Origin of the sequence: Longimicrobium sp. (assembly GCA_036387335.1) — a bacterium.
In the GTDB taxonomy this organism is placed as follows: Bacteria; Gemmatimonadota; Gemmatimonadetes; order Longimicrobiales; family Longimicrobiaceae; genus Longimicrobium.
On sequence record DASVTZ010000173.1, the window covers coordinates 1 to 23,418 of the forward strand.

The following is a 23,418-nucleotide window of genomic DNA, read 5'->3' on the forward strand; positions in this document are numbered from 1 at the left end:
CCGAGACGGAGCGCGGCCCACCCGAGCGCCGCGGCGATCCCGCCGAGCGTGTAGCGCAGCGGCAGCTCGCGCGTCTCCGCGTCGTGCAGCGAGAGCACGAGGAGGAGGAGTCCGCACGCTGCCGCGGCCGCTCCATCGGCGCTGAGGCCGTACGCCCAAAACGCGCCTCCGACGATCGCGACGGCAGCCCCGAGCCGCAGCACGGAGGTCACGGGCGGGGGCGGATCGGCACCGCCATCCCCATGCGCGCGGCCTGACGGAGCGCGGCGGCCACGTCGAAGGTGAACGCGGTGATGCGGTCCTGCCCGACAACTCCGACCTCGCACACCGGCTCCTTAATCGACGTCGCCGCCCGGCTTACCGAGATGCGCGAAGTCACCGTCACAGCGCCACGCTCCACCGCCACGTACGCCTCCATCCGCACCGGCACCTCGCGTGGCCACGTGCCCGCGCACACGACTTCCGGGCCGAGCGAGGCGAGGGAAACCGTGCTCGTGGCGATCAGCGCGCCGAGCGAATCGTGCTCCGCCACCCGCGCCGCAGACGGCCAGACGCCGGTGCGCAGTGGGACCGCCTCTAGCACGGGAAGGACCGCGAGGATGCGCGCCGCAGGGATCTCCGTGATGCGCAGCGTCCGCCCGGGTCCGGTGGTGGGGCGATACGACTCCCGCGGGCGCGCGACGGCGCTGGCGAACACCTGCGTCGCCGGGTCGTTGGGGTAGCCCTGGACCGGACGGCGGTGGACGACGCTGTCGCGGGGCGGCAGGACCGCGGGGCCGCGCGGCGCGTTCAGATCGCGCTCCGTCCAGGTCCGCGGAGGCGGGGACACGCGCGTCGTGCGCGGGAGTGCCGGGGGCAAAGTGCACGCGCCCAGCAGGGCCAGCGTGGCGAGAAAGATCGGTGTGCGCATGGGGCTCAGCCGCCGAGCGGCGCGGGTGCGTCGGGAAGCACGCCGCCACCGGATACGCGGACGCGCTGGAGGGTGTGCGGGCTTCCGCCGCGCAGGGTCACGAACAATCCTTCCCAGGCGCCGCCGCGTCGCAGCACCGCCGCGATCTCCTGCGTACCGTCCGCCTCGCGCGCCCACACCTCGCGCCACGCGCCGTCCTGGAAGAGCATCACCACGGCGCGACTCCTTCCGCGCCCCGCGAATACGAGCCACGCCGCGCCCTCAGTCGATGCCAGCTGCTGCAGCTCGTCGGGCGCGAAGCCCCCCGCGGACACGGCGAAGCGGCTCCGCTCTGCGGCGGTCGCGCGACCGGCGGTGAGGGTGCGCCCCGCGGAGCACCCCTGTCCGGGCACGGCGACGGCGGCTTCCCACTCGCCTGACGAGGAGACGTCCGCGCCCACACCGCGTGGAGCACCTGCCTGCCGCGCGGGTTGCGCCAAGTCCAGCCGCAGCCGCTGTCCGCAGCGTCCAACGACGGCCCATTCGCCTTCCAGTTCGGCGCCCGCGGTGCCGCCGGGCGCGATTTCGTGGAAGACGATTCTCCCGCTCCCGCGCCTGACCGCGAGCAGCGGAAGCTCCGCCGCCCGGCTCGCGCGGATCGACCCCGCGGGCCAGCGGCGCATCCGGGGCGCGGGCGCTAATTCCTCCTCTTCCGGCGCGGCGGCGGCGGGCGTGGACGGCATCGGCGCAGGCGGCACGGCGACCGTCGTCCCCCCAGAGCTGACGTCGGTTAGGGGTGCGGGCTCGGGGACCACCGGAAAACTCGGTGCCGGAGCGAGCGCGGGTTCGTCCAGCGTCGTCGGGCCGCCTACGGGTGCGTAGCTGCGCCCCGGCTCCACCGGACCGAGGTCCATCCAGCCCGGCGGCGTCTGCACGGCGGGCGGCGTCTCGGGCTTCGGGGGTGCCACGGCGGGTGCGGCTGGGCGGGGTGGTTGCGGGCGCACGGAGACCTGGCGGAGCGGCGGGACTGCAGGGGCTTCGTTTCGCGGCACCGCGACGCCTAGCGCGACGCCCAACGCCGCGACTGTCAGCGTGGCGACTACCCACACGGGGGTCGCGCGCGGCGGCGGCGCGGGGCGGCGCGGGGGAAGGAGCTCCTCGGTGTCGTACACGGTGCGACGGGGGTGAAAGGAGCGAGCGGGGCCGGGGATGGGCCTCTCCTTGTAGATACCCCGGATCGTGGATCGGGCTCGCGGGGTCCGGTGCCGCCGGGGGCTGAAGCCCCCGGCTGGAACCACGCGAAGTCGGCTGAAGCCGACTCGTGCGCGCCGGCATTGGACGCGAGGGGGCGGGCGACGGCGCGGCGCGTGGCACGGGCAGCCACGCGGGGCTGCCCCTACGGGTTGGGTGCGGGTGGTGCGGGGCTGGCGTGCACGGCGAGGGTGCGCACCAGAGGGTGGTCGGGGCCGGCGTAGTGGGCGACGCCCTGGAGGAAGTACGCGGCGCTCTCGGCGCAGCCGGCGCGCAGGGCGAGCTCGGCGACGACGGCGGCGCGGCGCTCGCTGTCTACCCAGGCCGCGCCCGCGGCGTCCAGCCAGCGTTCCACCGTTTCCCAGGCGGCGGCGGGCCTCATCTGACGTCCGCGCACCTCCAGGAGGAGCGCGGCGAGGGTCGCGTCGCGCTGGAGGGCGCCGGTGGAGGGGTCGTTGGGGGCTGCCGCGAGGCGGAAGATGGCGCGCCGCAGCCGCAGGGTGGCGCCCTGCGGATCGTCGGTGGCCAGGAGCATCGCGAGGAGGACGTCGTCCTCGGCGCCCCACCCCGGCCCCTCCTCGACGGCGCGCAGGAGGGTCAGAGCGGGGCGCACCAAACCGCGCGCGATGAGGGCGTTTGCGACGCGGTGTGGCGGGAGCGGAGCGCGCCCGGTGACCCGCGGGTCGAGCGCGGGAGCCCGACCCGTGGCGCGTTCGTCCGCAAGGCGCGTCAGGTCGTACGCCAGCGTGGAGAGTCCGACTCCCGCGCGCGGCAGCATCGAGCCCGAGACCACGACCACGGTGCCATCGTCCCACGTCCCCATCTCCTGCACGCGCGCGCTGAGGAGGCCGCCGGGCGCCGCGCCCTCCGGATCGCCAAGACGCGCGGCATCCACCGCGGCCCCATCTGCCACCTCGATCCACCCCAGCCGGTCGGCGGCGTAGACGAGGATGGTGCCGCTCTCGCGCCGCGCATCGGCGATCTCCAGCACGTCGCGCAGGGTGAAGGCGCGCAGGGGAAACGTGGGCGCCTCCACCTCCGGCGGCAGGGCCGGGTGGCCGGGAAGGAGGTCGCCCAGGGCAGGCCAGGCGGCATCGTCCTCGTCGTCAACGCCCAGCTCGTCGGCCGCCATCACGAGGGCGGCGCGGGCGGCGACCTGCTTCCACCCGCGGTCCGCGAGGAGGCTTTCGCGCGTGGCCCGCTCGCCCACCACCACCGCCTGCACCCCGCGCGCGCTCCAGGCCGCCAGCGCCTCCACCAGGGCGGACCGCTGCGCGGGATCAGCAAGAAGCCCCGCGCGCACCACGACGGCGCCGCCCTCACCCACGCCCGCCGCGGGGTCGCCGCGCACCAGATCGGACGCGGAGACGACCTCCACCGGGTACACGCCGCGCACCCCCAGCCGCATGCGCGCCTCGGCCGCGAGGACGCCCAGCGTGTCGGGATGTCCTTCGACGATCACGGGGTTCACCGCCCTTCCCGGCGCGGAGGCGGCGCGCGCCAGCACCGAGGCCAGCGACCACCCGGTGGCGGTGAGGTCGGCGTAATCCGCAGGGTCGAAGGGGAGCGCTCCCATCAGCGCACGCGCGGCCGGCGGCGGGATGGCGTGGAAGGGGAGGGCGCCCCACACGACCGTCTGGCGCGCTGCGAATCCGCCCGCCACGAAGTCGGTCAGCGAGGCGAGGGCGACGTCGGCTTCCTCGCGGGGGCCTCCCAAGCGCAGCCCGCGCTCGCGGCACGCGGACTCCAACTCGCAGCGCACCAGCTCGCCGCGCGGGAGGGGGCCCACGTACACCAGCGGGTACAGGGCACCCGGGGCGCCAGCCAGGGCGCGGAAGAGGGCTGCCAGCGGCGCGCGCGCCTCCGCATCAGCGAGGGAGATGAGGGTGGCGCGGCTGGGGGCAGCGGCGGAGGGCGGCAACACTATGGAGCGTGGGTGTGAGGGAATCCGGGAAGTATACACTCTGCACCTAAATACCCCGGATCCGCACGATCTGGACGCAGTTCCTCCGCGTCCGGGACCAGGCGCCGCCGGAGAACACCTCATTCTGTTCTTGTAGTCTCCTCCGTGTCTCTGTGTGAGATGAAGTTTACGATGCCAGGACAACCCGAAGCCCCGGGTCCGGGAGCCGCACTCCCGGATCCGGGGTATTTCGTTTGTGCCCCCTTCCGCTACTCGTGGGCACGAACCCCTGCTGCCTCTATGGAACCAGAACGGATCACGCGCGGCCTAGCCGCGGCGCCGCCGGGCGTGTCGCAGACATTGTGGATGACCCTCCTGGCGGGCCTCGCCCTCTCCACGGGGCTCGCCACCTGGCGCGTGAGGACGATGGAGATGGAACAGGCGCCGGTCGCTAAAGCCGCGCCGATGGAACCGCCGCGCACGGTGCGTCGAACCTTCGTAGCACGGGCACCGGCAACCGGCGAATCGCTGACCACGGTGAGGGCGCGGCTCGCGGCGAGCGGCGGACGCACGCCGGCGGGCGAGGTGGACGCGTGGACGATGCGGCTGGCAACCGCGCCCGGGCATCGCGAGGAGACGCGGAGGGCGCTGCAGCGAATGCGGCACCTGGAGCCCGTCATCCGCGCGGCGCTGGCGCGGGAGGGGATTCCGCGCGACCTGCTGTACCTGGCGCTGGTGGAGTCCAGCTTCCGGCCGGCGGCGACGAGCCGGGTGGGCGCGGCGGGGGTGTGGCAGTTCATGCCCGGCACCGCGCGCGGCTACGGGCTGGAGGTGGGCCCCTGGGTCGATGAAAGGCGCGATCCGGTGCGCGCATCGTACGCCGCCGCCCGCCACCTGCGCGACCTTCACGAGCAACTCGGCGGATGGCACCTTGCCGCCGCCGCGTACAACTGCGGCTCGGGGTGCGTGCGCCGCGCCCTGCGCCTGCACGGCGGCGGACCCGGAGGCGGCGAGCTGCGCTACTGGCGCATCCGCCCCTATCTGCCGCGTGAGACGCGCGACTACGTGCCCAAACTCCTGGCAGCCGCTCGCATCGCGCGAGATCCCGAGGCGTTCGGATTCGGCGGGGTGGATGGCGATGCGCCCCTCGCCTACCGCGAGGTGGTGGCCCCCGGCGGAACGTCGCTTGAGCGCGTGGCGCGCTGGGCTGGCGCGCCCGAATCCGTCGTGGCCGCCCTCAACCCGCACCTAGTACGCGGCCAGACGCCGCCCGGCCGCCGCTGGCCCGTGCGCGTCCCCGTCCGCTGAACCCGCAGCCCGGTAGACCCAAGATGTACAGCGAAGACGCCTTCCCCTCCGCCCCCGCGGAGACCTTACGCGAGATGCCCCGGCCCACGCCGTCGGTCGTCCCCGCGCATCGCGAGCGCGAGGGGACGATCCAGGACCGCATCATCCGGCCGTTGCTGGAGGCGGGCGACCTGGCGGCGCACGACGTGGAGGCGGCGTACCAGGCGGCCGCGGCGGACCGCGAGCGGCGCAGCGCCGTCTTCCACCTGGTGGAGATGGGCCGCATCACGGCCGAGCGCGCGCTCCACACGCTGGCCCGCGTCTTCGGCGTGGAGACGGTGAGCTTGGCCGCCGAGCGCCCGCACCGCAGCGTCCTGGACCTGATCGACGGCGAGACGGCGCGGCAGATCCGCGTGATCCCGCTACGCATCCAGGGACGCGACCTGCTGGTGGCCAACGGGGACCCGTATGACCTCTCGTCACTGAGCCGTATCCGCGACATCACGGGGCTCTCGCCGGTCCCGCTCCTGGCGGACGATCACTCCCTCGACACGCTGCTGCGCACCGCCTACGCCGTGGCGGACAAGCTCCACCGCGTGATGGGCGAGGCGAAGCGGAGCGGCGCAAGGGTGCGCGCCCGCGCCTCCATCAGCGAAGAGATCGAGAACGCGGTCAAGGGTGCGCAGGTGCCGCAGATGGTGGAGGCGTTCATCGAGGACGCCGTCAAGAAACGCGCGTCCGACGTGCACTTCGAGTTCTTTGACGACTCCGGCCGCATCCGCTACCGCATCGACGGGCAGCTCGTGGTGGTCAAGGAGCTGGACCCCACCTGGGGGCGCGAGATCGTCAACCGCATCAAGGTGCTCGCCGGCCTCAACTCCGCGCAGGACCGCACCCCCGAGGACGGCCGGATGAAGCACGCCATGGACGGCGCCGACGTGGAGTTCCGCGTCAGCACCCTGCCGACCGACTGGGGGTGCGAGCACGCGGTCCTCCGCGTGCTGGCGCGCGCCGAAACGCCGGTGGACCTGACGCGCGTGGGGATGCCGCCGCGCGAGTACGCCGCCTTCGCCGAGGCCATCGACCGCCCGCAGGGTATGATCCTGGTGACCGGCCCCACCGGCTCCGGCAAGTCGACAACGCTCTACGCCGCGCTCGACCACCTCAACGACCCGTGGCGCAGCATCATCACCATCGAGGACCCGGTTGAGCGAAAGATCCGCGGCGTGCGCCAGACCTCGGTGGGCGCAAACACGGGGATGACCTTCGCCACGGCGCTGCGCTCGATCCTGCGCCAGGATCCCAACGTCATTATGGTCGGCGAGATCCGCGACGCGGAGACGGCGGGGACCGCGGTGAAGGCGTCGATGACGGGCCACCTCCTCCTCTCGACGCTGCATACCAACGACGCGCCGTCCACCGTGGCGCGGCTGCTGGACATCGGCATCGAGCCGTACAACCTGGTGGATGCGCTCTCGCTGGTCGTGGCGCAGCGCCTGGTGCGCCAGATCTGCCCCCGCTGCCGCGACGCGCATCACCCCACCGAGCGCGAGATCGCCCGCGCCGGCCTCACCCCAGACGAGGTCGCCACCATCCCCTTCTGCAAGGGGACGGGGTGCTCGTACTGCAACCGCAGCGGCTACTTCGGGCGGCAGGGCCTGTTCGAGATGATGCCGCTGACCCCCGCCCTGCGCGAGGCGATCGTCGCGCGCCGCCCCGGCGCCGAGCTCCGCGCCCTCGCCGTCGCCGAGGGCATGACCACGCTTCGCCAGGCCGGCATCGACCGCATGCGCGCCGGCGAGACGACGCTGGAAGAGGTTACGCGGGAGACGATGGGGTGAGGGAAGAAGTGCGTGAGTGCGTTAGTGCGTGAGTGCGATGGGACCTCGTTCTTGTCATCCTGAGCGAGCCGCCGCACGAATCCCCGCGGGGCTCCCGATGCTTTTGCGGCGCGAAGGATCTAGCCGGCGAGGCAGGAGGCCCGCGTGCAACAGCAGTCCCCTCGGTACGCGCAGTAGATCCTTCGCTCCGCGCCAAAGGTTGGAGACGCGGAAAGGGCAGTGAAGCGCGTCGCTCAGGATGACAGAGAACGGTGGTGACGCAAGGCCGCCCGCACTAACGCACCAACGCACTAACGCACTAACGCACCTGCTTCTTCCTACAACCGAGCATCCATCCATGCCCCACCCCACCCCCGCAACCCCGCCGAACGCGCTCCAGAAGTTCCTCGCGCTGGAGCTCGGCGGCACGCGGGTGCCGAAGAAGCAGATGATGCTCTTCACCCGCCGCCTGTCGTCGCTCCTGCACAGCGGGCTGACGCCGGCGCACGCGCTCACGGTGCTGCGCAGGAGGCTCGCGCAAAAGGCGTTGCGCAGGGTCGTGGACCAGGTGACCGTGCGCGTGCAATCCGGCAGCACCCTGGCCGATGCCATGGAGGAGCACCCAAAGGTGTTCCCGCCGACGTACATCGCGAGCGTGTCGGTGGGGGAGCGCACCGGATCCCTGGACGTGGTGCTGAAGCGCATGGCGACGGCGCTGCACCGCACGCAGCAGGTGAGGGCCAAGATCAAGTCGGCGGCCATCTACCCGCTCTTCGTGCTTGGCGCGCTGGGGATCGTGGGGTGGTACATGCTCACGAAGATCATGCCCCAGTTCGCCGAGATCTTCGAGGACGCGGGAGTCGAGCTCCCGGCCGTCACGCGTTCCCTGCTCTGGGCCTCGGCCAGCGCCACGCGCCTCGGCCCCGGCATCCTGATCGTGCTGGCGGGAGTGGCGATGGGGCTGCGGCAGCTCTACGCGCAGGAGGGGATCAAGCGCGCCACGGACCGTTTCCTGGTAAAGCTCCCCGTCATCGGCCCCCTCGCCGAGGGCGGCGCGATGGCGCAGTACTGCCGGATGTTCAGCACCATGCTCTTCAGCGGCGTGGGCGTCTCCTCCGCCATGCGCATGTCCGCGGACACGCTGGGCAACCACTACCTGGCCGATGCGATCCGCGCCGCCGCCACGCACGTGGGCGCCGGCATGCGCGTGGAGGAGGCCCTCGAGCGCACCCGCGCCATCCCCGCCGAGGTCCTCTCCAGCACCAACGTCGGCGAGACGGGCGGCACCCTCCCCGAGCAGATGGACCTCCTCGCCGAGTACTACGAGGAGTTCGTCCTCGAAGAAGTCGACACCGCCGCCAAGCTCGTCGAGCCCGTCCTGATCCTCCTCGTCTTCGGCCTCGTCGCGACGCTGGTGTTCGGGATATATCTGCCGCTGTTCAAGGTGGCGCGGCTGGGGGGGTGAATTGGATGTGTATTCTGTGTTCGTGGTATTCTTATCCTGTGACACCGATGGAAGGCGAACTGTCGGCACTGCCAGACCTCCCTCATGCACCCTGATTTCCCTGTGGTCGAAACCGCGCGCCTGCGCCTGCGTCCGCTCAGCCGGGCGGACACCGAGCACCTCGCGGAGCTCGATGCCGATCCCGAGGTGGGCCGCTACGTTCACCTCGGCGGCGCTCCGACGCGCGCGGATCTGGAGGCCGCACTCCCGCGCATGCTGGCCTGTTTCGGCTTCCCTCCCGTGCAGCCGGCTTTCTGGGCGGCGGAGGAGCGCGGCAGCGGCAGGTTCGTGGGATGGTTCCACCTGCGCCCCAGCGGGGGGGCGGATACGCTGGAGCTGGGGTACCGCTTCCGACGTGACGCCTGGGGGCAGGGCTACGCGAGCGAGGGCGCGCGGGCGCTCGTCATCCGGGCGTTCGAGCATCTGGGAGCGAAGTGCGTCGAGGCGATTGCGCTCGGAGAGAATGCCGCGTCCATTCGGGTGATGGAGAAGGCAGGACTTCACCTTCGTGAACGGTTTCTCTACGACGGCGAGCGGCCCGCCGTCCGTTACGCGGTGGATCGGAGCGAGTACGGGGGTGCGGCTGAGCGTGTGGTGCCCTGACCAACCCGGGGCTGCCGTCTACTTCGCTGGTTGCTCGCGCTGCCGCATCTGGAGCAGGTAGCCGATCAGGGCGCGCAGGGCGGATGAGGCCTGCCTGCGCTGGGGATAGTACAGGTAGTAGCCGGGGAAGGGCGGGCTGTACTCCTCGAGGACGGCGATTACCTCGCCACGGTCGATGTAGGGCTGCACCCCGTCACTCATCCCGATCGTCACTCCCAGGCCCGCCGTCACCAGCCGCATCATCAGGCTGAAGTCGTTGGTAATGACGCGGCCGCGAACCGCGACGGTGAAGTCTTCGCCGCCCGGCTCTGTGAACTCCCAGCGGTACGGCGCGGCGTCCGGCCCCGGCCGCCAGCTGATGCAGGCGTGAGCGCCGAGGTCGCGGGGGTGCTGCGGAGGCGGGTTTCTCGCGAAATACGCCGGCGACCCCACCACCACCATCCGCTGTGGGCCGGATGCCGGGACGGCGGTCATGTCCTGATCGATGACCTCGCCCAAGCGGACGGCTGCCTCGTAGCCGGCCGCGACGATGTCGTTCACCTCCTCGTCGACGATGATGTCGAGCTGGACCTGCGGGTATGCCCCCAGGAACCCCTCGAGCACGGAGCCGCGCAGGAACCCCTCCGCGCTCGCGGCGACGTTCAGGCGGAGCGTGCCGCGCGGCTCGTTCGCCATCTCCCCCACCGCCTCCGCGGCCTCCCGCAGTGCGTCCAGCGCTTGGCGCGACGCCGCGTAGAACCGCTCCCCCGCCGAGGTCAGCCGCACGCTGCGCGTGGTGCGGAGCAGGAGCGTGACGCCGAGCCGCTGCTCCAGCCCGCGCAACGCCTTGCTCAGCGCCGTCCCCGTCACCCCCAGCCGCCTCCCGGCCGCGCGGAAGCCACCCGCTTCCACGATCGCGACGAACTCCGGGACCCCATCCGTGATCTGGGCCACTGTCAACCTGCAGGCATCGGGGTGCGAACCGCTGTCTCATTTATCCGCATGGATCTATGAGATAGCTTCTTTCGGTGGGAGGGACAACGTTCCGCGGTGGCGGGTTCGACAAGCGTGGTCCCGGAGGGGCATGGGATGAGCAGACGGTCCGTCATGGCACTCGTGCTCCTGTCATCCGCATGCGCGGGACAGCCCGCTGCGATGACGGCGCCGAACTCCCAGCTTCAACGGCAGGAAACCGACGATGAACATCACGCGCGCAGACTCGCGGCCCTCGACCAGGGGCCCGGCGGACTGGTTCACGGGCACCGTCCGCATCGACCCGCTCTTCACGGCACCCGAGCCGGCGCGCGCGGCCGGCGCCACGGTGACGTTCGAGCCCGGCGCACGCACGGCGTGGCACACGCACCCGCTGGGGCAGACGCTGATCGTGCTTTCCGGCGTGGGACGCGCGCAGCGCGAGGGCGGACCGGTGGAGGAAATCCATCCCGGCGACGTGGTGTGGTTCGCGCCGGGGGAGAGGCACTGGCACGGCGCCTCCGCCACGACCGCGATGCAGCACATCGCCATCCAGGAAGCGCTGGCCGGCAAGGCGGTGGAGTGGATGGAGCACGTGAGCGATGCGGAGTACACGGCCGGCGCGAACCCGCGCTGACCTGAACTGAACGATTGGAGGCGATCCACATGAAGGGTGCAGTTCTCTACGGGCCGGGCGACGTACGCTTCGAGGAGCGCGACGACCCGAGGATCACCGAGCCCACGGATGCGATCATCCGCCTGTCCGCGAGCTGCGTCTGCGGCTCCGACCTGTGGCCGTACCGCGGCATCCAGCCGATCGAGGGTCCCACGCCGATGGGCCACGAGTACGTCGGCATCGTGGAGGAGGTGGGGAGCGCGGTGCGCACCGTGAAGAAGGGGCAGTTCGTGGTGGGATCTTTCTTCGCCTCGGACAACACCTGCCCCATCTGCGACGCGGGGTACCAGAGCCGGTGCGTCGATGCGCGGCCGATAGGCGAGGAGGGCGCCCAGGCGCCGTACCTGCGCGTCCCGCTCGCCGACGGCACCCTGGTCGGCACGCCGGAGCTGCCGGACGCTGGGATGATCCCCAGCCTTCTCGCGGCCTCCGACGTTCTCGGCACCGGGTGGTTCGCGGCACACGCGGCCGCCGTGGCGCCCGGCAAGACGGTCGCGGTGGTGGGCGACGGCGCCGTCGGGCTGCTCGGCGTCCTCGCCGCGAAGCAGATGGGGGCGGAGCGCATCGTCCTGATGAGCCGCCACGAGGACCGGCAGAAGCTGGGCACGGAGTTCGGCGCCACCGAGCTCGTGACCGAGCGCGGAGACGAAGGGGTGGCCCGCATCAAGGAGATGACCGGCGGGCTCGGCGCCCACTCGGTGATCGAGGCGGTGGGCACGCAGGAGTCGATGATGCAGGCCATCCGCTCCGCGCGGCCGGGCGGGCACGTGGGCTTCGTCGGCGTCACGCACGACGTTTCGATCCCGGGGCTCGAGTACTTCTTTTCCGCGGTCCACCTGCACGGCGGGCCCGCCCCGGTGCGGCGCTTCCTGCCCGACCTCGTCGATCGGATCCTCAAGGGGACGATCAATCCCGGCAAGGTGTTCGACCAGACGCTCCCGCTGGACCAGGTTGCCGAGGGCTACCGCGCGATGGACGAGCGCCGCGCGATCAAGACGCTGCTGATGCCGTGAAGTAGACCACGGCGGAGCCTGCCACTGGTGCATCATAGGTACGCTGGTGCACTTTTGTGGGATCGATGCCCCGCGTCTTCACAGCCAGTCCTACCGTTGCGATCAATGAAACCGCTCCTTTCGATTCTTCTGTGGAGTGTCGCCAGCTACGGGCTGGGCTGCGTTTCGGCGGCGTACTACGCGATCCGGCTGCGCACCGGCCAGGACATCCGCGGGATGGGGAGCGGGAATGCGGGGGCGCGCAATGCGGGGCGTGCCCTGGGGCGGGGTGGCTTCGTGCTGGTCTTCGTGGCGGATGCGGCCAAGGGCAGCTTCGCCATGTGGGGCGCGCAGCAGCTGGGGCTGGGCGCCGCCGGTGCCACCGCCGCGATGCTGGCGGTGGTCGCCGGCCACATCTGGCCCGTGCAGCTCGGCTTCCGCGGCGGCAAGGGGATCTCCACCAGCTTCGGCGCGCTGCTGCTGCTTGACTGGCGGGTGGCGCTCATGGGGATGGCGCTGTGCCTCGTGCTCTTCGCCCTGTCGCGGCACTTCACCCTCGCGGGGTTGCTGGCGGTGGCGGCGGTGCCGGGGCTGGCGGCGGCGCGGGGACACCCGCTGGTCACGCTGGCCGGGGTCACTCTGCTGGCCGCGGTCGTGCTCGGGGCGCATCGCGAGAACGTGCGCCGCATTCCCGGCGAGCTCGCCGGCGCGCGCATGGCACGGCGCGCCCGCACCACCGCCGCCGGGGGGCCGGGGAGGACCGCGTGACCGCCGGGCGTCCGCTGGCCTTCAAGATCGCCTCGTCGCCCGCGGAGCTGGAGCACGTCCGGCGGCTCAACTATCGAACTTTCGTGGAGGAGATTCCTCAGCACGCCCCCAACCCGGAGGGCGTGCTCGCCGACCGGTTCGACGACGAGAACACCTACGTGGTGGCGCTGCAGGACGACCGGATGGTGGGGATGATCTGCGTGCGGGATCGCCGCCCCTTTTCGCTCGACGGCAAGCTGCCCGACCTCGACGCGCACCTGCCGCCCGCTCGCAGCGTGTGCGAGATCCGGCTCCTGTCGGTGGAGCCCCGGCACCGCAACGGGAGGGTCTTCCGCGGCCTTGTGGAGCGGCTGGCCGATGCCTGCGCCGAGCGCGGGCACGATCTGGCGGTGATCTCAGGGACGACGCGGCAGCTGAAGCTGTACCGGCACCTGGGCTTCGTTCCCTTTGGCCCCCTGGTCGGCACCCCCGAGGCTCCGTTCCAGCCGATGTACCTGACACTGGACGCGTTCCGCCGCCACGCCGAGTCCACGGTGCGCCGCACGGGGCGGCTGGCCCGGGACCCGGCCTGCTTTCTCCCTGGCCCCACCACCATCGCCGCCGAAGTCCGCGCGGCCCTCGCCCAGCCCCCGCGGTCGCACCGCGCCCCCCCCTTTCTGGCCGAGCTTCGCGACGTGCGGCAGCGCCTGGCCGGCCTGGCGGGCGCCGCCGGCGCGCAGGTGCTGCTCGGCTCGGGCACCCTCGCCAACGACGTGGTGGGGGGGCAGCTGCACCTCCTTGGCACGCCGGGCGTGGTGCTGGCCAACGGCGAGTTCGGGGAACGCCTCGCGGACCACGCCGCGCGCTGGGGCCTTCCGCACCGCGTGGTCCGGGCGTCTTGGGGCGCGGCCTTCGATCGCCGCGAGGTGGAGGCCGCCGCCGCGGGGTGCGGGCATGGCGGGTGGCTGTGGGCGGTGCACTGCGAGACGAGCACCGGGGTGCTGAACGATCTGCCCATGCTGCGCGGCGTGTGCGGCGCGCACGGTCTGCGTCTCGCACTGGACTGCGTGAGCTCGCTCGGCTGCGTTCCGCTCGACCTGGCCGGCGTGCACCTGGCGAGCGCCGCCAGTGGCAAAGGGTTGGGCTCGTTCGCGGGGTTGGCGGTGGTCTTCCACGACCAGCCCGTGGCGGCCGCACCGGGGCGGTTGCCGCGCTATCTGGACCTCGGGCTGTATGCGGCGGGCGACGGGGTGGCCTTTACCCACTCATCCAACCTGGTAAGCGCGCTGGCCGCTGCCCTCGCGCAGCGCGACTGGCCCGCCTGGCTGGATCAGGTCGCCGCGGACGGCGCCTGGCTGCGTGGTGCCCTGCGCGAGCGCGGCCTGCGGATCCTGGCGCCCGAGCACGCGGCCGCCCCGTCGGTGACCACCATCGTACTATCGTCCGAAACCGAGGCGCAGCGAGTCGGGGAAGAGCTGGAGCGGGCGGGCTTCCTTCTCTCCTTCCGCTCCGACTACCTGCAGCGCCGTGGATGGCTGCAGGTCTGCCTGATGGGCGACTACCCGCGCGAGCGCCTTCCGGAGCTCGCCCAGCGCCTCTCCGCCGCTCGCCCTGACTGAACGTGCGTCGTGCGGCACTGATCGCACGTAGCACACGTCCGGGTGGCGAAGCTGAGGTGTAGCCGCGGGCATCTCCCGCGGCGTATCTTCCGGCTTCGCCACTCACGCCAGGAGGAACGCCGGTGCACACCGCTGCTCGACTCTGCTGGGGCGCCGTCATGGCGCTCTTTTCACTTTCCCTCGCGGCGCAGCAGCCGCCGGGGCTGGATGTGCCCTATGTCCCGACGCCGCCGGAGGTGGTCGCGCAGATGCTCGCGCTCGCCAGGCCCACGCGCAACGACGTGCTGTACGATCTGGGCTCGGGGGATGGGCGCATCGTGATCGAGGCGGCGCGGCGCTTCGGGACGCGGGGGGTGGGGGTGGACCTGAATCCGGTGCGGGTGGAGGAAGCCCGCGCCAATGCCCGCAGGCGCGGCGTGCAGGACCGCGTGCGCTTCCGCCAGCAGGACCTGTACGAGACCGACCTGCGCGCGGCGAGCATCGTCACCCTGTACCTCCTGCCGCGCGTCAACCTGGAGCTCCGGCCGAAGCTGTTCGAGCAGCTGCGCCCCGGCACCCGTGTCGTGTCGCACGCCTTCGACATGGGCGACTGGCGGCCGGACACGGTCGTTGAGGTGAAGGTGAGCCAGGGTCTCGGGCGGGCGATGGTGTACGCCTGGACCATTCCGGCCAGGGTGGCGGGGCGGTGGATGCTCACCACGCCGGAGGGTCGCCGGGTTCCGCTCCAGCTCCGGCAGCAGTTCCAGCGCTTCACCGGGCCGGGGGTGAGCGGGCGGCTGATGGGCGAGCGGATCGACTTCACCCTGACGGAACGGGAGAACGGACGGCCGGTGACCCGCCGCTTCTCCGGCCGGGTCACCGGCGGCGGGATGAGCGGGAGGGTCGCGGGCGGGGGAGCGTGGAGGGCGGTGAAGGTGCCGCCTGGCGCCCCAAGGTGACCGAAGCATCCAGGATCGTGCGCGAAATCGCTTTCCGGGTCGTGGCGGATGGCCTCAGGCGCCGCAGCGGAAGCGGAACGTCGCGGGGTCGGATGCGTTGGCGTGAGGCTCCAGGAGCCTGAGCCGCTGCCACCCGCTCGTCTCACGGCCGGCGGCTCCGAGAGTCCACGTGCTCCTGACCGTGCGCGTTCCCGCCGCGGTGAAGTTGATGGAGAACGCGCGGGGGACGGCGCCGTCGCTGCGCTCCCACTGGTAGCGGACCGTCCCCGGCCCGGTGGCCTGCACCGTCCCGGTGAACGTGACCTGCACGGGGCAGGTGCCGGTGGGTCCCACCGCCGCCGCGGCCGCGACGCGCGTGACCCGGAACCCCGTGGCCAGGGTGAACGGGGCTGAATGGATCTCCCTCATCGACGCCCGCTCGCTGGCGCACCCCGCGGCCGTCGTGGCGAAGGCGAGCCGCACGCGGTAAGTGCCCGGCGGCGGCGGGGTGCGCGGCGTCCACGCGCGGGTGGCGTTCATCCCGGGGCGCAGCTCGATGCACCGCACCGGCGACTCGTCGATGTACGCACGCTGCACCGCGTTGGTCCACCGCCCTCCGTCGTTGCCCTGTACCGACAGGTCTTCACCGCGGGACACCTCTCGCTGGCGTGGGTCGGACCTGTAGTGGATGGTGCCCGCGGTGTTGTTTTCCACCCGGAGCACCACGGTCTCGCCGGCCACGAAGGCGGTGCCGCGCGCGAGCGTGCCGTCGCGGGCCGCGTACAGATCCACGGTGGTGGGCTGGGGCAGGAACGCGACCACCGCGAACGCGAACGGGAAGCACAGGGCGTAGCTTTTCATGGCGCTCCTTCGTGGGGTGAATGCGAGCCGCACCCCTATTAAGGGCTGAAGAGCCAGCGCCTGCAAGATTCTCATGCCGCCCGCCGCGCCGGTTCTCGCGTGAGAGCGAGTTGAGCCGAAAGCGGGGGCGCTCCGGCCGTGGAGCGCCCCCGCTGTGTCGTCACGATCGAGCCGGCTTACCGCGCGGGCGCGGGATGCAGCACCACGTCCACCCGCCGGTGAAGGAGCGACCGGTTGGAGCCCGGCTGCGTGTAGGTGCTCGACTCGCCCTTCACCGCCGCCGGTGCGAGCCCACTGATCCCGAGCGGCGTCACCTGCACCTTGACGCACGGGCCGTCTTCGCCGCGCTCGTGAAGCTCCTCCACCCGGTATCGCCCCTGGGGGTCGGTGTAGGAGTAGTACGACCTCCCGGTCACCTCGCCGCTGCACGGAGCCGCGTTCTCCGGTGGCGGGGTCTGCGCGAAGTAGCCGAACCCATCCACGATCTCCACCGTCGCACCGGACACGGGAGTGCCGTCCGCCCGCGTGACGATGCCGTCGAAGCGGATGGTGCGGTTGTCGGTGGTCTCGGTCAGCGTCCACCAGAGGCACCCGCCCAGCGAGGACACCAGCAGCGCCGCCACACCCAGCCGCGCGGCGCGAAATACCTTGCTCCACATTCTCGTTCGATCTCTCTGGTGAGGTTTGCTCGCGCAGGTTGGCGGGGGTGTGCGCGGCCGATCCGAACAACGCGCATCGCCGCGGATCCGTGACGGCTTCCGGCGATGCGCACGCGGCGCGGCTCGGAGCTTGCCCCCGGGATGCGCCTCCGGCGACAGCGCCGGGCACACACGGGAGCGGGGGGCTCACATGGCGCGCTACAAGCTCAAGCAGCGGCTGATCTCGATCGGCGAAGACTTCACCATCGAGGACGACCAGGGGAACACCGTCTACACCGTGGACGGCAAGGTGATGAGGATCCGCGAGACCTTCGTCATCGAGGACCGCGCGGGGAACGAGGTCGCCACCGTGCGCGAGGTGAAGCTGGCGATCCGCGACAGCATGAAGATCCTGCGCGGCGGCGAGACCATCGCCACCATCCGCAAGGCGCTCATCTCGCCCTTCCGCGACAAGTTCGGCATCGACGTGGAGGGCGGCGAGGACATGGTGGCCGTGGGCAACATCCTGGAGCACGAGTACGAGATCCGCCGCGGCGACGACGTGGTGGGGCGCGTGTCCAAGCACTGGTTCACCATCCGCGACACCTACGGCGTGGAGACCGCGGCCGGCGAGGACGACGCGCTGATCCTGGCCATCGCCGTCGCGATCGACGAGATGGCGCACGACCCGGACGAGGGGAAGGGGTGAACGACCGGCGCGCTGCGGCGTAGCAAGGGAGGCGCATCGTGCGCCTACATCGAACCGAACGCTGGAGCCCGTATGGCGAACGACAGGGAAGTGGCGACTTTGGGCGGCGGGTGCTTCTGGTGCACCGAGGCCGTATTTCAGGATCTTCGCGGGGTTGAAAAGGTGCAGTCCGGCTATTCCGGCGGCCACGTTCCCAACCCCACGTACGAGGAGGTGTGCGGCAAGGGCACCGGGCACGCCGAGGTGGTGCAGGTGACCTTCGATCCATCGGTGGTCAGCTTCCGGGAGCTGCTGGAGGTGTTCTTCACCGTCCACGACCCCACCACCCCCAACCGGCAGGGCGCGGACGTGGGCCCGCAGTATCGGTCGGCCGTCTTCTACCACTCGCCGGAGCAGAAGGCCGTCGCGGAGGAGGTCATCCGCGACGTCAACGACCGCCAGCTCTGGGGCGCGCCCATCGTGACCGAGGTGACGGAGTTCACCGAGTTCTATCCGGCCGAGTCGTACCACGACGACTACTTCCGCCGCAACCCGTACCAGGGCTATTGCCAGGTGGTGATCGCGCCCAAGGTGAGCAAGTTCCGCAAGCAGTACCTGGAGAAGCTGAAAGCCTGAACAACAACGGCCTCACACAGAGACGCAGAGGGGAACCGCAAGAGAATCAGAAAGAAATCTTCTGTGCCTTGCGGTTCCCCTCTGCGTCTCTGCGTGTGATGCGTTCTTTTCGAGAAAGTAGCACGAAGCGAGCACGCCAACCCTGGTGTTGTAGCCAGAGCACAACCCGCCGCCAGTCCGGCGCAAGGGAGTGACTAACATCTTAGTCAGGTGACTAAAAGGGTAGTCAGGGATCGCCGGTCCGCTCCGTCAACTTCACGGAGGCCTTGCGCCAATCAGAGCGCTTGCCGAAGATATACCGTAAGTACATCGGCACCTGCGTCCAGACCAGCGAGGGCTTCGTATGAGCCGAGCCGGAGATCGTCACTTCGATGAGTTCCAGGACCACACCCTGTTGAAGCACCTCGTTCTGCGTAAGTACGTAGGTGCATGGGCTGCGAAGCTCCGGAAGCTCCGTGGCGAGGTCTGGTTCGTGGATGCTTTCGCGGGAGAAGGGTCCGACAGAAAAGGAAATCCCGGTTCGCCGCTGATCGCCGCCAAGCTCGCCGAGCCGTTTGAGCATGATGGCCATGGTGTGATGCGGATTTTGGCCATCGAGAAGGATGCGGTCCGTTGCGCGCGCCTTCAAGAGGTCATGCGTCCGTTCACCGAACGCAAAATCGCTGTCGTCCGATGCGGCACCCTGGTCGAGCGTATCGACAATTTCGCGAAGCACATCGGAGACAAGCCGGCCCTGTTCTTTCTCGATCCGTTCGGGGTCGAAGGTCTGCTCGAGGACCTGCTGCCCCAACTCCTACGTGGGCCGCAGAACGAGGTCTTTGCGTTGTTCGCCGACGTGGGCGCCAACCGTCTGCACGCCGTGCTCATGGCGGAGGGAAGAGACCCCGATGCGGAGGAGGAAGTACTCCGTGCCGCCCCCTCGTTGTTCCCCGAGTTCGTCGAGGAGGATGTCGACCGATCTCGCGCTGCCGCGGAACGGAGTCAGCGCGCCCTACGATCGACACAGGACGCTTCGGACAGGATCCTATCCGAAGCGCTCGGCCCAGGTACGCTAAAAGAGGCGGCGCTCGTGCCGGAGCACGCGCGCCGAGAGTGGCTCGTGCGGCGGTACATGCGCACGCTGGTCGATGCAGGCGCAAGATACGTCCTTGCCCTGCCTGTACGGGACGCATCGAGCCAGCGCGTCTACCAGCTCGTGTACGCCACGAAGAGCGCAGTGGGGCTTCGCACGATGAAGGAGGCGATGGACAGTGCGCTCCGAAGCACGAGCCTCCCGGACGAGTCCACAGAGTTAATCCGAGCGGAACTCCGCGGGAACGAAGATGCCGTCGTACGTGAACTATCCAGCCACTTCGCCGGCTGCGAGGTCCGCTGGACGGAGGAGAAGGATCGCCGGACGGACACCGTCAAGCGCTACCTTCTCGAGCAGACAGCTATCTTTCCGATGCAATTTCCGGCGGTCCTCCAGCGCCTGGGCGAAGCCGGTCTCGTTGCGGGAAGGAGGTCTATCACACTGCGATTTCCACCAGTTCGCCGGGCTGGGCCGTGATTGCAGCAAGGTCGGGGTAACCATCGTAGATCTCGCCATCCAGCATCCGGCCGCCTGATTTCGGCGTCCGCCCACCAACTTGTTTGAAGAAGAAGGCAACCCCGACTTCGAGGCACTGTTCGCGAATCGAGCGCGCCCACTCCAGATCGATCGGCCGGAAGTCGGCACCGCTCTCTCCGCCAGCAATCACCCAGTGGATGCCATTCAGATCCAAACTGAGTGGGCCAAGGAGCGGCTCGCATGAGAGAAACCGCACCGTCGCAGGAAGGCTCCGCAGATGCCCCACTCGGTATGCCGCTTCCTGGTTCTCGACCGAAGTCCCGATCCAGATGTGCGCTGGGACGCAGCCCTCTGGGAAGAGATCCTGGTTTCGTTCAAAGAAACGCACGGCGCGTCCAGGACGCTTTGTTAGTACCTGGTAAATGTGCCGGTCAACCCTAAGCATCACCTCGAAAACGCGACGCACGAAGGACTCGGGGATATCCCGATGGAAAAGGTCCGACATCGAGTTGACGAATATACGCCTCGCGTCAGTCCAACGCGCCGGCTGCGTCAATCGCTCCTCCCAGACTCTCACGGCGAACGGATCCCGGATGTTGACCTCCGACTGCACGACAGGAAGGCGCTTCAGATATCCGTCCGCAAGGCGAGTCCGCGCCAGGACGAGTGCATAACAGTGGTCGCAGCCGGCGCTTACCTGGGTGCAGCCGGTGGTGGGGTTCCAGGTGGAATCCGTCCACTCTATTGGTGTGCTGTTCCGCATGGCTGCTGCGTCCGTTTTTACGATTTCGGATTTGATTCGGTTTGGAAGGTACGATGTCACATACCGGCCATACGCGCAAGGATTCTCTGGTTCGCACCGAGTACATCCTACCGGCGCACCTCAGGTTGCTGACACAACACGCCCCGCCGGAGATCCGGCGGGGCGTTCGCGCATTCTCCACCTTTCCTGTCATCCTGAGCGACGCGCCGCTCCGCCCTCTCCCCCTCGCCAATCTGTGGCGCGGAGCGAAGGATCTACTGCGCGTTCCGGGGGATCTGTGTGTCTGCGCGAACCCCGGCCCGGCGCCGGCTAGATCCTTCGTTCGCCGCCCAAGGACTGAGCCGCGGCGAACGCATGTGGGGCGGCTCTCTCAGGATGACAAAGTCAGGGTGACGATCCCCTGCCCTCTGTCACGGTCGGCACGCACTCACGCACTCACGCACTTCCCCTATCGCCCCCGCTCCAGCTCCACATCCCCGCTCACGGTGTGGATCTCGATTTCGGGGCCGCCGCGGCCGATGGTGGCGTGGATGTTGTGGCCGACGCGGACGAACGAGCGGCCCCGGTTCTCGCGCGAGTTCATGCGCAGCTCGAAGTCGCTGTCGACGTCGCCGCTGACGGTGTTCACGCGGAGCTCGGCCCCGGCGTCGGAGGGGAGGGTGAGGCGCACGCTGCCGCTGACCGTGTTGAAGCGCAGCGACCCGCTCCGCGGCAAGCGCCCCATGGCGACGCGCACGTCGCCGCTCACCGTGCTGGCCTCGGCCTCCTCGCTGGTCTCCACGTCCACGCCGCCGGAGACGGTGCTGGCGTGCACGGCACCGCGCAGGCCCCGGGCGTGCACGTCGCCCGTCACGCTGCGGCCGGCGAAGCGCACGCCGGCGGGGACGCGAACCGTGAAGTCCACGCGCGGCGGATCGTTGCCCACGTTCCCCGTCATCCCGCACCGGCCGTTGCCGCGGCCTCTGTCGCTGCTGGGACGCTGGTTGGGATAGACGACGCAGAGCGTCACGCCATCCTCGTGCTCCACCACGCGGACGGGAACGCGCCCCTCGCGCATCTCCGCGACGACTTCCACCTGGCCGCCGCTGGCCGGAAGGGCGCGGATGTCGCCCACCACGCCCACCACCTCGATCTCCTTGCCCTGCGCCACGCGCCCGCTCCAGCGGAAGTCGTCGCGCTGCGCGGCAAGGGGAAGGGTGCCCATCACCATCGTGGCCGTCAACGTAGCAAGCAGGATGCGCATGTCGGGTTTCGCCGTGTTCGTAGGGTGGAGTCGGCAGTCGGGAGAAGACGTTCACACACTCTGATGCGGGCCGACGGCGGATGGTTTGATCCGCTTCCAACCTTGTGGGCCATCCCGATGTCCAACGATGTGCGAGCAGGAACGGACGTCGACGACCCGGAGCCACTCCGCTGATCCAGGAACTGCAACCCCCTCCCACGGGAGACGCCGCGCTCGCCGCGGCGGGCGACGCCCACGCCTTCGGGCGGCTGTACCGCGACCACGTGGCGCGCGTGCACACCCTGGCGTGCCGCATGATCGGCGACGACGACGCCGACGAGGTGACGCAGGACGTCTTCGTCCGCGCCTGGGAGAAGCTGCGCACCTTTCGCGGCGAGGCGGCGTTCGGCACCTGGCTCCACCGGCTCGCGGTGAACCTGATCCTGGCGCGGCGCACGTCGCGAAGCGTGCGGCACGGGCGCGATGGAGGAGCCGAGGCGTTGGATACCATCGCCGCCCGCCCCGTCGCGCCGGAGCTGAAGATGGACTTCGAGAGGGCGATCAAGCACCTCCCGGACGGGGCACGGCAGATCTTCGTGCTCTTTGACGTGGAAGGTTACCGGCACGAAGAGATCGCCGAGATGCTGAACGTGAGCGTGGGGACGTCCAAGAGCCAGCTTCACCGGGCCCGGATGATCCTCCGCGAGCACCTGACCTGAAGGATAAAATGATGCACGACCCCTGGACCGACCGCCTTTCCGAGTACTTGGACGACGAGCTCGCGCCGGCTGAGCGCGCGGAGCTGGACGCCCACCTGCGCGAATGCCTGGGCTGCCGCCGGGTGCTGGGCGAGCTGCGCCGCGTGACGCTGCACGCAGGCGCCCTGCGCGACACGCCGCCCGCGCGCCCGCTCTGGCCGGAAGTGGCGGCGCGCATCGGGCACCCTCGGGTGGAGCTGGCGCCCGCGGACGAGCTGGCCGCCCGCCGCCGCACCCGCCCGCCGCTGCGCTGGGTGATGGGGCTGGCGGCCGTGCTGGCGCTGGGGATCGGCATCGGGCGGACGCTTCCCCAGGGATCCGCACCGGCGGAGGTAGCGGCCGCGGCCCCCGCGCCGGGCACGGACCCGTACCGCGTGGCGGCGGTGGAGCACCTGAGCCGCTCGCGGGCGCTCCTCACCTCCTTCCAGCACTCGTCCGCGGACGCGCAGACGCAGGCGCTGGTGACGCACTGGGCGGACGACCTGCTGTCGAACACCCGGCTGCTGCTGGACTCCCCCGCCGCGGACGACCCGCGGCTCCAGCGCCTCCTCCAGGACCTGGAGCTGGTGCTGGTGCAGATCGCCCAGCTCCGCAGCGACCGCGCCGAGGTCGACCTCGCGCGCGACGCCATCGACGAGAGCGGCGTACTTCCCCGCATGCGCGCCGTGGTCCCCGCCGCGGCTTCAACCTCTCTGGGAGAATCGTGATGATCCGGACACCTTTGCTGGCCGTCGCCCTGGCGTTCGCCGGCGCGCCGCTCCCCGCGCAGCAGCTGGCGGGCGGGACGGTGCTGGCGATGGCGGGCCCCGAGCTGCCGCCGGCCGCGCGCTGGCAGCAGGACCCCGCGAACGAGCTGTACCGCGCCGCCCGCGAGGCCCTCAACCGCCGCGAGTACTCCGCCGCCGCGCGCCTCTTCCAGCGCATCCGGCAGGAGCACCCCAGCTCGCGCTACACGCCCGACGCGCTGTACTGGGAAGCCTTTTCCCGCTACCGCACGGGCTCGCCCACGGAGCTGCGCACGGCGCTGGGCGCCCTGGACGCGCAGCGCACCCGCTACCCCCGCGCCGCCACCCGCCGCGATGCCGACGAGCTGGCCACACGCATCCGCGGCGAGCTGGGCCGCCGCGGCGACAGCGACGCCGCG

The 23,418-nt window shown here is 70.6% G+C and carries 24 protein-coding genes; 15 read left to right on the top strand and 9 right to left on the bottom strand.

Going from position 1 to position 23,418, the window contains the following annotated elements:
• The 4 genes from VF647_16725 to VF647_16740 all read right to left on the bottom strand — a co-directional run.
• Nucleotides 1-212 (bottom strand): hypothetical protein (locus VF647_16725; GenBank protein HEX8453749.1); only part of this gene is annotated, 212 nt, incomplete at its 3' end.
• Complete coding sequence (locus tag VF647_16730) at nt 209-910, bottom strand: hypothetical protein (GenBank protein ID HEX8453750.1); 702 nt, start codon at nt 908-910, stop codon at nt 209-211. The genes VF647_16725 and VF647_16730, both read right to left, overlap by 4 nt.
• Before the next feature lie 5 nt (nt 911-915).
• Nucleotides 916-2,061 carry a hypothetical protein gene (locus VF647_16735; protein ID HEX8453751.1) on the bottom strand — a complete coding sequence of 382 codons (1,146 nt, stop codon included), beginning with the start codon at nt 2,059-2,061 and terminating at the stop codon, nt 916-918.
• A 224-nt stretch (nt 2,062-2,285) separates the two neighbouring features.
• The gene (locus VF647_16740; protein ID HEX8453752.1) at nt 2,286-4,064 is read right to left on the bottom strand and encodes a hypothetical protein; all 1,779 of its coding nucleotides are present in this window, start codon (nt 4,062-4,064) and stop codon (nt 2,286-2,288) included.
• 345 nt (nt 4,065-4,409) lie between these two features.
• Between VF647_16740 and VF647_16745 the strand changes: the two genes are divergently transcribed.
• From VF647_16745 to VF647_16760, 4 genes are all read left to right on the top strand, one after another.
• On the top strand, nt 4,410-5,351 hold the full coding sequence (locus tag VF647_16745; protein ID HEX8453753.1) for a transglycosylase SLT domain-containing protein: 942 nt from the start codon (nt 4,410-4,412) through the stop codon (nt 5,349-5,351).
• A 23-nt stretch (nt 5,352-5,374) separates the two neighbouring features.
• On the top strand, nt 5,375-7,171 hold the full coding sequence (locus VF647_16750; protein HEX8453754.1) for an ATPase, T2SS/T4P/T4SS family: 1,797 nt from the start codon (nt 5,375-5,377) through the stop codon (nt 7,169-7,171).
• A gap of 337 nt (nt 7,172-7,508) precedes the next feature.
• Nucleotides 7,509-8,615 (top strand): type II secretion system F family protein, encoded by a 1,107-nt coding sequence (locus tag VF647_16755; protein HEX8453755.1) that lies wholly within the window; start codon nt 7,509-7,511, stop codon nt 8,613-8,615.
• Between the two features lie 84 nt (nt 8,616-8,699).
• A complete protein-coding gene (locus tag VF647_16760; protein HEX8453756.1) occupies nt 8,700-9,257 on the top strand; it encodes a GNAT family N-acetyltransferase in 558 nt (185 codons plus the stop codon).
• An 18-nt stretch (nt 9,258-9,275) separates the two neighbouring features.
• On the opposite strand, the gene VF647_16765 is transcribed toward VF647_16760, so the two are convergent.
• Nucleotides 9,276-10,190: a LysR family transcriptional regulator gene (locus VF647_16765; protein HEX8453757.1), complete on the bottom strand. Its 915-nt coding sequence runs from the start codon at nt 10,188-10,190 to the stop codon at nt 9,276-9,278.
• A 244-nt stretch (nt 10,191-10,434) separates the two neighbouring features.
• Between VF647_16765 and VF647_16770 the strand changes: the two genes are divergently transcribed.
• The 5 genes from VF647_16770 to VF647_16790 all read left to right on the top strand — a co-directional run bounded on the left by VF647_16770 (nt 10,435) and on the right by VF647_16790 (nt 15,180).
• The gene (locus VF647_16770) at nt 10,435-10,845 is read left to right on the top strand and encodes a cupin domain-containing protein (protein HEX8453758.1); all 411 of its coding nucleotides are present in this window, start codon (nt 10,435-10,437) and stop codon (nt 10,843-10,845) included.
• 29 nt (nt 10,846-10,874) lie between these two features.
• Nucleotides 10,875-11,897 (top strand): zinc-dependent alcohol dehydrogenase family protein, encoded by a 1,023-nt coding sequence (locus VF647_16775; protein ID HEX8453759.1) that lies wholly within the window; start codon nt 10,875-10,877, stop codon nt 11,895-11,897.
• A gap of 105 nt (nt 11,898-12,002) precedes the next feature.
• Nucleotides 12,003-12,644 carry a glycerol-3-phosphate acyltransferase gene (locus tag VF647_16780; protein ID HEX8453760.1) on the top strand — a complete coding sequence of 214 codons (642 nt, stop codon included), beginning with the start codon at nt 12,003-12,005 and terminating at the stop codon, nt 12,642-12,644.
• Nucleotides 12,641-14,242, top strand: a complete 1,602-nt coding sequence (locus VF647_16785) for a GNAT family N-acetyltransferase (GenBank protein ID HEX8453761.1) — start codon at nt 12,641-12,643, stop codon at nt 14,240-14,242. The genes VF647_16780 and VF647_16785 overlap by 4 nt, the downstream gene beginning before the upstream one ends.
• A 122-nt stretch (nt 14,243-14,364) precedes the next feature.
• Entirely contained in the window at nt 14,365-15,180 is an 816-nt protein-coding gene (locus tag VF647_16790) for a class I SAM-dependent methyltransferase (GenBank protein ID HEX8453762.1), read from the top strand.
• Nucleotides 15,181-15,234: 54 nt separating this feature from the next.
• On the opposite strand, the gene VF647_16795 is transcribed toward VF647_16790, so the two are convergent.
• On the bottom strand, nt 15,235-16,020 hold the full coding sequence (locus VF647_16795; protein ID HEX8453763.1) for a hypothetical protein: 786 nt from the start codon (nt 16,018-16,020) through the stop codon (nt 15,235-15,237).
• A gap of 176 nt (nt 16,021-16,196) precedes the next feature.
• On the bottom strand, nt 16,197-16,679 hold the full coding sequence (locus VF647_16800) for a hypothetical protein (GenBank protein HEX8453764.1): 483 nt from the start codon (nt 16,677-16,679) through the stop codon (nt 16,197-16,199).
• 190 nt (nt 16,680-16,869) lie between these two features.
• On the opposite strand from VF647_16800, the gene VF647_16805 reads away from it, so the two are divergent.
• The 3 genes from VF647_16805 (at nt 16,870) to tcmP (ending at nt 19,531) form a co-directional block, all read left to right on the top strand.
• A complete protein-coding gene (locus VF647_16805) occupies nt 16,870-17,367 on the top strand; it encodes an LURP-one-related family protein (GenBank protein HEX8453765.1) in 498 nt (165 codons plus the stop codon).
• Between the two features lie 72 nt (nt 17,368-17,439).
• On the top strand, nt 17,440-17,982 hold the full coding sequence (gene msrA, locus VF647_16810; protein ID HEX8453766.1) for a peptide-methionine (S)-S-oxide reductase MsrA: 543 nt from the start codon (nt 17,440-17,442) through the stop codon (nt 17,980-17,982).
• Between the two features lie 343 nt (nt 17,983-18,325).
• The gene (tcmP, locus tag VF647_16815) at nt 18,326-19,531 is read left to right on the top strand and encodes a three-Cys-motif partner protein TcmP (GenBank protein HEX8453767.1); all 1,206 of its coding nucleotides are present in this window, start codon (nt 18,326-18,328) and stop codon (nt 19,529-19,531) included.
• Here tcmP and VF647_16820 read toward each other — a convergent pair.
• Together VF647_16820 and VF647_16825 are read right to left on the bottom strand one after the other, a co-directional pair.
• The gene (locus tag VF647_16820; protein ID HEX8453768.1) at nt 19,491-20,294 is read right to left on the bottom strand and encodes a phage Gp37/Gp68 family protein; all 804 of its coding nucleotides are present in this window, start codon (nt 20,292-20,294) and stop codon (nt 19,491-19,493) included. The genes tcmP and VF647_16820 overlap by 41 nt on opposite strands.
• Nucleotides 20,295-20,742: 448 nt before the next feature.
• Complete coding sequence (locus tag VF647_16825; GenBank protein HEX8453769.1) at nt 20,743-21,537, bottom strand: DUF4097 family beta strand repeat-containing protein; 795 nt, start codon at nt 21,535-21,537, stop codon at nt 20,743-20,745.
• A gap of 104 nt (nt 21,538-21,641) precedes the next feature.
• Here VF647_16825 and VF647_16830 point away from each other — a divergent pair, with 104 nt between their 5' ends.
• From VF647_16830 to bamD, 3 genes are all read left to right on the top strand, one after another.
• Nucleotides 21,642-22,235, top strand: coding sequence for an RNA polymerase sigma factor (locus VF647_16830; protein HEX8453770.1), 594 nt, complete (start codon nt 21,642-21,644; stop codon nt 22,233-22,235).
• Between the two features lie 8 nt (nt 22,236-22,243).
• Nucleotides 22,244-22,981: a zf-HC2 domain-containing protein gene (locus tag VF647_16835; GenBank protein ID HEX8453771.1), complete on the top strand. Its 738-nt coding sequence runs from the start codon at nt 22,244-22,246 to the stop codon at nt 22,979-22,981.
• Nucleotides 22,981-23,418: outer membrane protein assembly factor BamD (bamD, locus tag VF647_16840; GenBank protein HEX8453772.1), on the top strand; the 438-nt coding region annotated here is incomplete at its 3' end. The genes VF647_16835 and bamD, both read left to right, overlap by 1 nt.